The sequence below is a fragment of the Pseudomonas sp. K5002 genome, assembly GCF_013386655.1.
GTDB lineage: Bacteria > Pseudomonadota > Gammaproteobacteria > Pseudomonadales > Pseudomonadaceae > Aquipseudomonas.
The window spans coordinates 1-9,737 of record NZ_JACARK010000049.1 but is presented as its reverse complement, the minus strand read 5'-3'; the positions used below and the strand labels follow the sequence as shown (position 1 = coordinate 9,737).

The window sequence follows — 9,737 nt, the reverse complement described above, 5'->3', positions numbered from 1 at the left end:
TGGAGGTACCCGCAATCGGCCGGCTGCCCGCCTGGTTGACCCACATCGGCGAGCCGCCCACAAAGCCGTGAGGCCCATGGTCGAAGTTGTCGGCGTTGAAGTCATCGACCGCCACGCCATTGCCGCCGGCACCGATGAAGTTGTTGGTGTGCACGTCCTTGTCGAAGAACGCCTTGATGGTGGCCATGTTCTGGTAGGCGAAGTTGCGGCCCACCACGCCCTCACCGGAGATCGGGTCGTAGGGTTTGCCGATGCCCGACAGCAGCATCAGGCGTACGTTGTTGAACTGGAAGGAACCGAGGATCACCAGGTCCGCCGGCTGCTCGCATTCCCGCCCCTGGGCGTCGACATACGTCACGCCGGTCGCCTTGCTCCTGGTGCTGTCGAGATTGACCTTCAGCACGTGGGAGTTGGGCCGCAGTTCGAACTTGGGTTCCTGGCGCAAGGCCGGCAGGATGTTCACGTTCGGCGAAGCCTTGGAATACATGTAGCAGACATAACCGCTGCAGAAGCCGCAGAAGTTGCACGGGCCCATCTGGGCGCCGTAAGGGTTGGTGTACGGCCCCGATGTATTCGCGGAAGGCAGGTTGTAGGGCTTGTACCCCACGGCCGTGGCGGCCTTCTGGAACAGCTGTGCGGAGACTGTGTTCTTCTGCGATTCCAGCGGGAAGTGATTGGAGCGATCCGGTGCGTAAGGGTTGCCGCCCTTGCCTTCGCCCACCAACTGGCCTTTCACCGTCCAGGCTTGCCCGGAGGTGCCGAAGACTTTCTCGGCATAGTCGAAGAATGGTTCCAGCTCTTCATAGCTGACGCCGAAATCCTGGATGGTCATGTCCTTGGGAATGAAGTTTTTCCCGTAGCGCTCTTCGTAATGGCTACGCATGCGCAACTCGATCGGGTCCACCCGAAAGTGCACGCCGGACCAGTGCAGGCCTGCACCGCCGACACCGTTGCCAGGCAGGAAAGCGCCCAGTTGGCGGTTGGGCATCGCCACGTCATTCACGCTATGGCGAATGGTCACGGTTTCCTTGGAGATGTCCTGGAAGAGCTTTTTACGCACGCTGTAGGTCAGTTCGTCGATGACCTGGGGATAGTTGCCGTCCGGGTAGGTGTCCTGCATCGGGCCGCGCTCCAGCGCTACCACGTTGAGGCCAGCTTCCGTCAGCTCCTTGGCCATGATCGCGCCGGTCCAGCCAAAGCCGACAATCACTGCATCCACTTTCTTCATGATGGTCGCCACGTTTACGCCCTCTCGCCACGGATCGAAACAGCCGGGAAGGGGTATTGCTCGTTGCGTTCAACCCAATCCATGAAATCGGCGCGGGCGCCGGGGAAGCCGATCATGGTCCAGCCGACCATGCCTTTGTTGCCACCGTGGACCGGGTCGCAAAAGAACCCTTCCTTGGTGTTTTGCAGCAACAGATTGAAGAAAATCATCGGCGGGACGCTGTCGAACTGCGCGTCGCCGGCCTCCAGGCGCTGCAACAACTTTTCCTGGGTAGCGCTGTCTTGCTCGGCAAATAGCTTACCGTTCATCGCTTTCGACCAGGCATCCGTGGCAGCGATGCCCAGGCGATAGATCTCCTTGGGCACCAATTTGCTCTGCCAGCCCATTTCAGGCGGCGCGTCGGCATTGAACGGGCCTTGCATGAACCACAGGGCGCCAGCCGCGTACGGCGTGTTCATCTGACGGTCGATGTATTCCGGCGCGCCGGCTTCCAGGGCGCCTGGGCCCTGGTCGTCCGCCGGGATCAGGCGCGCAACGGCCGCGTTGATAAAGGCCCATTCCTCGCCAGTGAAATAGCTCGGCTCATAGGCCTTGCTGCTGACGGGCGCCTTCTCCGGGCTGGCTTGAGCCGGTTCGGGAACCGCCATCAGCATCGAACCGCCCAGGCCCGTGCTGGCGACAGTGACCACGGGGATCAAGGTCAAGGATTTGCGTAAAAACTCACGCCGGGGGTTGTCTTGATCTTGATCAGACATGGTGGCACCTCATCATGTGGTCACGGATTTATCAGCCGCTTCGAGGAACGACTTATAGTTTTGGCAGTAAATGGGATCCAAAGGACCCAAGGGGATAGAACACAGCAGCAATCAATAGTTACAAAGGATAGCAGGCTAAGGATCGGGGAAAATCGATTCAGCGCGAAAAAACCTGCTCGGAGCCGGCTTATTCACGATTCTTTGACGAGCACCTCACGCGGCATTGACCCCCTGTAGGCGAATCTGGGCCCCATCAGCCCCTTCCTATTCGGTTACATCGCGCATGTTCAAGAATCAATTGCTGCCTGCCCTCAGCCTCGTGTTCATGGCGTTGTTCACCACCGCACCCTCCCAGGCCGAAGAGCTCACGCCCATCCGTTCATCGGAATGGGCCCAGCCTGTGGGCAATCAATACAACCTGTATCAAATGTCGCCCACGCTCTATCGCAGCGCGCTGCCGGATAGCGGTGCTGTTCCTGTATTGGAAAAGCTCAAGATCGGAACGGTGATCAACTTTTTGCCCGAGTCAGATGCCAACTGGCTGAAATCACCCGGCATCAACCAGGTGCAATTGTCCTATCGCACCAACCATGTCGATGACGCCGATGTGCTCGCAGCGTTGCGCGCGATTCAGGATGCCGAAGCCAACGGCCCGGTGCTGATGCACTGCAAACACGGCTCCGACCGCACGGGCCTGATGGCGGCGATGTATCGGGTGGTGATTCAGGGATGGAGCAAGGAAGACGCGCTGAACGAAATGACCTTGGGCGGCTTTGGCGCCAGTAGCGGCTTCAAGGACGGCGTTCGCTACATGATGAGGGCCGATGTCGACAAGTTACGCACCGCACTGGCCAACGGCGAATGCAGCACCAGCGCCTTTGCACTGTGCTCGATGAAAAGCTGGCTGAATACCGCGGACAACGCCAAAGACCCGGCCGAGGAAAAAACCGCCTGGGTGGTCGCTCCCTGAGCCATCAACCCAGGGAGCGCTTCACGATCAGTCTTTCTTCAACTTCGGATTAGGGAAGAACTGCACCGCTTGCACCTTGGGGTCCGGTGCTTTCAACGCCGACGTATTGACCCGCGTACCCAATTCCTTGGGCACTGACAGACCTTGTTCATTCAGCGTGTCGGAATAGCCGCAAGCCACGCATTCGCGGTGCGGAACATCGTCCTCGCTCCACATCATCAACTTGTCCGGCTCGCTGCACGCCGGGCAGACTGCCCCGGCGATAAAGCGTTTTTTGGTTTTCACAGGTGCTTCACTCATGCTGCCGCGTCCTCACTCAGGCCGCTGTGGCGCAAGAGTGCGTCAATCGACGGCGCCCGTCCGCGGAAATCGACGAACAGCACCATCGGTGCCTGGGAACCGCCACGGGCCAGGATCGCCTCGCGGAACGCTCGGCCAGTCTCGGCATTGAGTACGCCATCTTCTTCGAACTTGGAAAAGGCATCGGCCGACAGCACTTCCGCCCACTTGTAGCTGTAGTAACCCGCGGCGTAACCGCCAGCGAAGATATGCGCGAAGCTGTTGGGGAAGCGGTTGTAGGCGGGCGGACGCATCACCGACACCTCATCACGCACGCCTTCCAGCACCTGCAGCACACTGCGGCCATCGCCGTGGGTAGCGTGCAGCTCGAAGTCGAACAGCGAGAACTCCAACTGGCGAACCATCATCAGGCCGGACTGGAAGTTCTTCGCCGCGAGCATTTTTTCCAGCAGGTCCTGTGGCAGCGGCTCACCGGTTTCATAGTGACCGGAAATCAGCGCCAGGCCTTCCGGCTCCCAGCACCAGTTCTCCATGAACTGGCTCGGCAACTCCACCGCATCCCAGGCCACGCCGTTGATGCCGGACACGCCGGCGTGTTCGACACGGGTCAACAGGTGGTGCAGGCCGTGGCCGAATTCGTGGAACAGCGTGGTCACTTCATTGTGGGTCAGCAGGGCAGGCTTGCCGCTGTCGGCCGGGGTGAAGTTGCACACCAGGTTGGCCACCGGGCTTTGCAGCACGCCATCAACCGTGCGGCGACGGTCACGGGCGCCGTCCATCCAGGCACCCCCACGCTTGTTGGCGCGGGCATACAGGTCGAAAAAGAAGCGGCCGACGTGCTGGCCGTTTTCCTTGATTTCGAACAGGCGAACATCCGGGTGCCAGGTGTCGAAGCCTTTCTGCTCGGCGATCTCGATGCCATACAGGCGTTGCACGATGGCGAACAGGCCGCTGAGTACCTTATCGATCGGGAAGTAGGCGCGCAGGGCTTCCTGGGAAACGCTGTAACGCTGCTCACGCAGTTTTTCGCCGTAGAAACCGCTGTCCCAGCTTTGCAGGTCCGCGCAGCCTTGTTCGGCGGCATAGGCCTTGAGCTGTTGCAGGTCCTGGGTGGCAAACGGCTTGCTGCGCTTGGCCAGGTCCCGCAGGAAGCTCAGCACCTGGTCGCTGGACTCGGCCATTTTGGTGGCCAGGCTCAGCTCGGAGAACGAGGCGAAGCCCAGCAGTTGCGCCAGCTCCTGACGCAGGTCGAGGATCTGCTCCATGACAGGGCCATTATCATTCTGACCGGCATTCGGGCCTTGGTCCGACGCGCGGGTGCAGTAGGCTGCGTAGATTTCTTCACGCAGGGCGCGGTCGTGGGCGTAGGTCATCACCGCGTAGTAGCTTGGGAATTCCAGGGTGATCAGCCAGCCGTCGAGGCCCTTGGCCTGGGCAGCCGCAGCCATTTGCGCCTTGGAGGAATCGGTCAGGCCGGCGAGGGTTGCTTCGTCAGTGACGTGCTTGGTCCAGGCCTGGGTGGCATCGAGCAATTGGTTGGAGAACTTGCTGCCCAGTTCGGAGAGCTTGCTCTGCACTTCGGCATAACGCTTTTGCTGCCCAGGCGGCAAATCGATACCCGACAGACGGAAGTCCCGCAGGGAGTGTTCCAGAATCGTTTTTTGCGCCACGTCGAAGCCGGCGGCTTCCGGGCTGTTGGCCAGGGCGTCGAAGGCCTGGAACAACTCGCGGTTCTGGCCCATCTCGGTGGAGTAGGCGCTCAGTGCCGGCAGGCACGCCTCGTAGGCTTCCCGCAGTTCGGCGCTGTTGCACACGGCATTCAGGTGGCTGACCGGGCTCCAGGCGGCACCCAGGCGGTCATTGAGTTCGTCCATGGCCAGGACCAGCCCGGCCCAGGTCGGATTTTTACCCTGGCTTTGCAGGATCCCTTCGATGGCGACGCGGTTGTCGGCGAGGATCTGTTCAATGGCCGGCTGCACGTGCTCGGCACGGATCGCCGAGAACGGCGGCAGGTCGTAGGACTGCAGAAGAGGGTTGTTCGCGCTCACGGTTGGCACCTTGGCTGAAGAAACATGTAAGAACAAAGATGGGGCCATCTTAATTACAATCAACGCCCACCGCAGCTATCAGCAGAAGAGAGAGAGCCTATCGTGACCCTTCGCACCTACCAGAATCACACGCCGGCCCTGGCCGCCGGGGCTTTCGTCGATGCATCGGCGGTGGTGATCGGCGACGTCGAAATCGGCACCGACAGCTCGGTATGGCCGCTGACGGTGATCCGCGGCGACATGCACCGCATCCGCATCGGTGCGCGCACCAGCGTGCAGGACGGCTGCGTGCTGCACATTACCCACGCAGGCCCCTTCAATCCTGATGGTTTCCCGCTGCTGATCGGCGACGATGTGACCATTGCCCACAAGGTCATGCTGCATGGCTGCACGGTAGGCAGCCGGATCCTGATCGGCATGGGCAGCATTGTGATGGACGGCGCCGTGGTGGAAGACGAGGTGATCATCGGCGCCGGCAGCCTGGTGCCGCCGGGCAAGAAACTTGAGAGCGGTTTTTTGTATGTTGGCAGCCCGGTTAAACAAATCCGCCCGCTGACTGACAAGGAACGGGCATTTTTCACCTACAGCGCCGCGAACTACGTAAAGCTCAAAGACCTGCACCTGGCCGAAGGCTTCGACCAATGACAAGGACACCCATGCATTACCAGACCGTTTTGTTCGACCTCGATGGCACCCTCACCGACCCCCGCGAAGGCATCACCCGCTCGATCCAGTACGCCCTCGCCAAACTGGGGATCGATGAGCCGGACCTGACCAAACTCGAGCACTTCATCGGCCCGCCGCTGCTGCAAGCGTTCATGCAGTTTTATGGTTTCGACGAAGCCAAGGCCTGGGAAGCGGTGAATTTCTACCGCGAGCGCTTCAAGGTCACCGGCCTGTACGAAAACCGCGTGTTCGACGGCGTGATGCCGCTGCTTGAGGAATTGAATGGCCAGGGCCGTCAGCTGTATGTAGCCACGTCCAAGCCTTGGGTATTTGCCCGGGAAATCGCCCGGCATTTTGATTTCGCCAAGCACTTCAAGGTGATCTACGGCAGCGAGCTGGACGGCACCCGCACCAACAAGGTCGAGCTGATCGCCCACCTGATGGCGCAAGAAAGCCTGGACTCGGCCAGCACCTTGATGATTGGCGACCGCAAGCACGACCTGATCGGGGCCCGCAGCAATGGGCTGGATTCGGCGGCGGTGGGTTATGGGTTTGGCAGCCATGAAGAGCTGAGTGCCGAGGCGCCGACCTGGCATTTTGAAACATTGGCCGAGCTGCATCAGGCGTTTTTGCAACGGCCTTGAATGCGCTATCGCAGGCAAGCCAGCTCCCACATTTGATCACGGTCGGCCAAGACAACTCAGTCAAATGTGGGAGCCGGGCTTGCCCGCGATGAGGCCCTACCGGCCAACCACTTGCCCGGATCCCTCCAACGCCCTCAGGGCCGCCTTGCGCTGATCCACCGGCAACCCGCCCAGCTTCTCCACCGCCGCAAAGAACTTCGGCCAATCCCCGCCTTCCTGCCGGAACAACGCGACGAACGCCGGCACCCACTGGTCATACAGCCCAAACGGCAGCAACCTTGCGTTGTTCATCGGCAGGTTGACCCAGGCGTCATAACGCTTGTCGCCACCCCACTGGCTATCGCGCATGTGCCGGTAGTCACTGCGCAGGCGCTCGAATTCAGCGGCCTTGGCCTGGCGCATGGCATCTGCCGCCAGCGGCTGCGCATACAACTGCTCCAGGCGTTTGCGGGTATCGAGCACCAGCCGGGTGAACTGGTCGCGCTGTTTCAGCGCCGACTCGCTGGCAGGCGGCAAGCCTTGGGCGGCGCGCCATTGCCGGGTACCTTCCTGCTCGACGAAGGTGGCGTACGACTCGTTGAACTCGGTGTCGTCCTTCACATAAAACCGCTGGTGCGCCAGCTCATGAAAAATCAGCGTGGCCAGGCGCTCGTCCCCCCAGCTCATCATCGAACTCATGATCGGATCGTTGAACCAGCCGAGGGTGGAATAGGCCTCCACGCCGCCAATCGACACATCCATCCCTTGCTGCTTCAACAAAGCCGCCTGGCCGCGTGCGGCGCCCTGGTTGTAGTAGCCGCGATAGGCCACGCAACCGGCAATCGGGAAGCAGTGGGTTTGCGGGGACAGGGAAAATTCAGGCGTGGCGAACACGTTCCAGACCACGTAAGGACGGCCGATATCGGCATACAGCCGGTAACTCTGGTTATCCGGCAGGTGCAGGTGTTCGCTGGCGAAGGTGCGGGCTTTCTGCGATTGCGCCAAGTGCTCGCGCAGCACCTGTGGCCGGGACGGGTCGGCGACGACCGCGGAGACTGGCTCCCGGGCACGCAGCAATTGCCATTGGCCGTCTGCCAGTTGGCTGTAATAACTGACGCTGGAACAGCCACTGAGCAACAGCAGCATCAAGCCGGGAAGCAAACGCCTGACCATTAAAACCTCTCGCCGGTAACCATCCCGCCAGACTATCTCGCCTGTGGGGAATTTTTCCATGGCGTGGCGTGTTTATACTCATAGGGAGCGTGCTGCCGAACGCAGCCGTTCAAAAAACCATTCCTACAGTTGAGTGCTTAACATGCGTCAGCTACTGCTTCCCGTCGCCGCGATTTTTCTCAGTGCCTGTGCGTCGACGCCACTACCGCCGGTTGATCCACACCAGGCCTGGGTCGACTTCGCTACCCCGACACCCGGCGCCAAGCTGGTAATGGCGCAACGCCTGGACGGGAAAAACCTGAACGACGGGCGCTTCTTCCAGGTGCCGCCTGGCAGCCATGAGCTGATGGTACGTTTTGATTTCGAGGTGCCTACCGGCGGCAGTTTCGGCGGGTTTGGCCAAACCACTGACCGTACCTGCTTCATGACCCTGCAATACGACCGTTTCGAGGCGGGCCAGCGCTATCGCCTGGAAGGGCGCTCACTGGGCTACAACCCGAATATCCGGCTGTACAACAAAGCGGGTCAATTGCTGGCCGAAGAACGTAGCGTCAACTGCATCTGATCAGTCGTTGTTCTTCTGGTAGACGATGGCTTTGGTGCCATTCTCACAGCTGCCGACAACCATGGCGCTGTCGTGCTTGTCAGCTTCTTCCTTGGTGACGATTTCGAGGGTGTAGGACGGAACGGCATTCGCCTGGATTTTGACCTCGATCTCCTTCCTGAGCTCTTCACAATCTTTTGGCGCCGCCAGCGCCGACGTGGCCAGTGCACAGCAGATAACCGCCAAGGCAATACGTTTCATGTGTGAAGCTCCCTGAATGCACGCGCACGGGTGTGCGCTGAGTCTGCAATCGGCTATTCGACCATACCTGAACGTGTAGGAGCGAGCTTGCTCGCGAAAAACGTCAACGATAACGCGTGCCGCCTGGAAGAGCGCGGCGCCTTTGAGCGCTTCGCGAGCAAGCTCGCTCCTACAAGGGTCGATCAATTAACGAGGGTGCCATCCAGGGTAATGGTTGCATTCAGTACCTTGGACACGGGGCATCCTTCCTTGGCCTTTTTGCTCAGCTCGTCGAACTGCGCCTGGCTGGCGCCCGGGATCTTCGCCTTGAGGGTCAGGTGCACGGCAGTAATCGCAAAGCCACCGTCCACTTGGTCCAGGGTCACTTCGGCCTGGGTGTCGATGCTGTCGGCCTTGAGCCCGGCATCGCCGAGAATCATGGAAAACGCCATGGAGAAACAACCGGCATGGGCTGCGCCGATCAGTTCTTCAGGGTTGGTGCCCTTGCCACCTTCGAAACGGGCCTTGAAGCCGTAAGGCGCTTCACGCAGAACGCCGGTTTCGGTGGAAATGGAACCCAGGCCAGTCTTCAGGTCGCCTTCCCAATGCGCGGATGCTTTTTTAACAATACTCATAGCGGTCTCCTCGAACGGTGGTTTTGCGTCAGTAAGGGTTCTGAGGATAGACGCCACGGCAAAGTTCATCTTGTCGGAGAAACCTAGCGATTAAGTAGGAAATTTCACCATCGCTATTGAATCTCGGGTATATGCCCTCATTGCATAGGACATGCACATGAAGCGGCAGGTTTTGGTTCGTCTAAGAAGCCTGCGCCCCCATTGGAGAAGCAGGCTTATGAAATCGCTGTCCGACGTAAAGTTCTCGACCCTCGACCTCGTGCCCGTGCGCGCCAACGGCAGCCCAGCGCAGTCGCTGCGCAATTCCCTGGACCTGGCCCAGCACGTGGAAAAATTCGGCTACAACCGTTTCTGGGTCGCCGAACACCACAATATGGACGGCATCGCCAGCTCGGCGACCTCGGTATTGCTGGGTTACCTGGCCGGTGGCACCTCGACGATCCGTGTCGGTTCCGGTGGCGTGATGCTGCCCAACCACGCGCCGCTGGTGATCGCCGAGCAGTTCGGCACCCTGGAAAGCCTGTACCCGGGCCGCATCGACCTGGGCCTTGGCCG

Annotated in this window: 12 protein-coding genes; 5 read left to right on the top strand and 7 right to left on the bottom strand. The window is 60.3% G+C overall.

Annotated elements, in window-relative coordinates; translation table 11 throughout:
• Both HX846_RS03400 and HX846_RS03395 read right to left on the bottom strand, forming a co-directional pair.
• Positions 1-1,240, bottom strand: a 1,240-nt coding sequence (locus HX846_RS03400) for a GMC family oxidoreductase (RefSeq protein WP_178964979.1), incomplete at its 3' end; no start/stop codon positions are given.
• Between the two features lie 2 nt (positions 1,241-1,242).
• Complete coding sequence (locus HX846_RS03395) at positions 1,243-1,983, bottom strand: gluconate 2-dehydrogenase subunit 3 family protein (protein WP_178964978.1); 741 nt, start codon at positions 1,981-1,983, stop codon at positions 1,243-1,245.
• A 283-nt stretch (positions 1,984-2,266) separates the two neighbouring features.
• Between HX846_RS03395 and HX846_RS03390 the strand changes: the two genes are divergently transcribed.
• Positions 2,267-2,953, top strand: coding sequence for a tyrosine-protein phosphatase (locus tag HX846_RS03390; protein ID WP_178964977.1), 687 nt, complete (start codon positions 2,267-2,269; stop codon positions 2,951-2,953).
• A 27-nt stretch (positions 2,954-2,980) separates the two neighbouring features.
• On the opposite strand, the gene HX846_RS03385 is transcribed toward HX846_RS03390, so the two are convergent.
• On the bottom strand, positions 2,981-3,253 hold the full coding sequence (locus tag HX846_RS03385) for a YheV family putative zinc ribbon protein (RefSeq protein WP_003214872.1): 273 nt from the start codon (positions 3,251-3,253) through the stop codon (positions 2,981-2,983).
• On the bottom strand, positions 3,250-5,349 hold the full coding sequence (gene prlC, locus HX846_RS03380) for an oligopeptidase A (protein WP_178964976.1): 2,100 nt from the start codon (positions 5,347-5,349) through the stop codon (positions 3,250-3,252). Before prlC ends, HX846_RS03385 begins: the two co-directional genes overlap by 4 nt.
• A gap of 54 nt (positions 5,350-5,403) precedes the next feature.
• Here prlC and HX846_RS03375 point away from each other — a divergent pair, with 54 nt between their 5' ends.
• Together HX846_RS03375 and HX846_RS03370 are read left to right on the top strand one after the other, a co-directional pair.
• A complete protein-coding gene (locus HX846_RS03375) occupies positions 5,404-5,946 on the top strand; it encodes a gamma carbonic anhydrase family protein (RefSeq protein WP_003214876.1) in 543 nt (180 codons plus the stop codon).
• A gap of 11 nt (positions 5,947-5,957) precedes the next feature.
• Positions 5,958-6,611 (top strand): HAD family hydrolase, encoded by a 654-nt coding sequence (locus tag HX846_RS03370; protein ID WP_177028116.1) that lies wholly within the window; start codon positions 5,958-5,960, stop codon positions 6,609-6,611.
• Positions 6,612-6,707: 96 nt separating this feature from the next.
• On the opposite strand, the gene HX846_RS03365 is transcribed toward HX846_RS03370, so the two are convergent.
• Positions 6,708-7,763 (bottom strand): aminopeptidase, encoded by a 1,056-nt coding sequence (locus HX846_RS03365; protein WP_177028115.1) that lies wholly within the window; start codon positions 7,761-7,763, stop codon positions 6,708-6,710.
• 142 nt (positions 7,764-7,905) lie between these two features.
• On the opposite strand from HX846_RS03365, the gene HX846_RS03360 reads away from it, so the two are divergent.
• Complete coding sequence (locus HX846_RS03360) at positions 7,906-8,328, top strand: hypothetical protein (RefSeq protein ID WP_032899915.1); 423 nt, start codon at positions 7,906-7,908, stop codon at positions 8,326-8,328.
• On the opposite strand, the gene HX846_RS03355 is transcribed toward HX846_RS03360, so the two are convergent.
• Entirely contained in the window at positions 8,329-8,568 is a 240-nt protein-coding gene (locus HX846_RS03355; RefSeq protein ID WP_003214887.1) for a DUF1161 domain-containing protein, read from the bottom strand.
• Positions 8,569-8,750: 182 nt separating this feature from the next.
• Positions 8,751-9,182: an OsmC family protein gene (locus HX846_RS03350; protein WP_003214889.1), complete on the bottom strand. Its 432-nt coding sequence runs from the start codon at positions 9,180-9,182 to the stop codon at positions 8,751-8,753.
• Positions 9,183-9,399: 217 nt separating this feature from the next.
• On the opposite strand from HX846_RS03350, the gene HX846_RS03345 reads away from it, so the two are divergent.
• Positions 9,400-9,737 (top strand): MsnO8 family LLM class oxidoreductase (locus HX846_RS03345; RefSeq protein ID WP_178964975.1); only part of this gene is annotated, 338 nt, incomplete at its 3' end.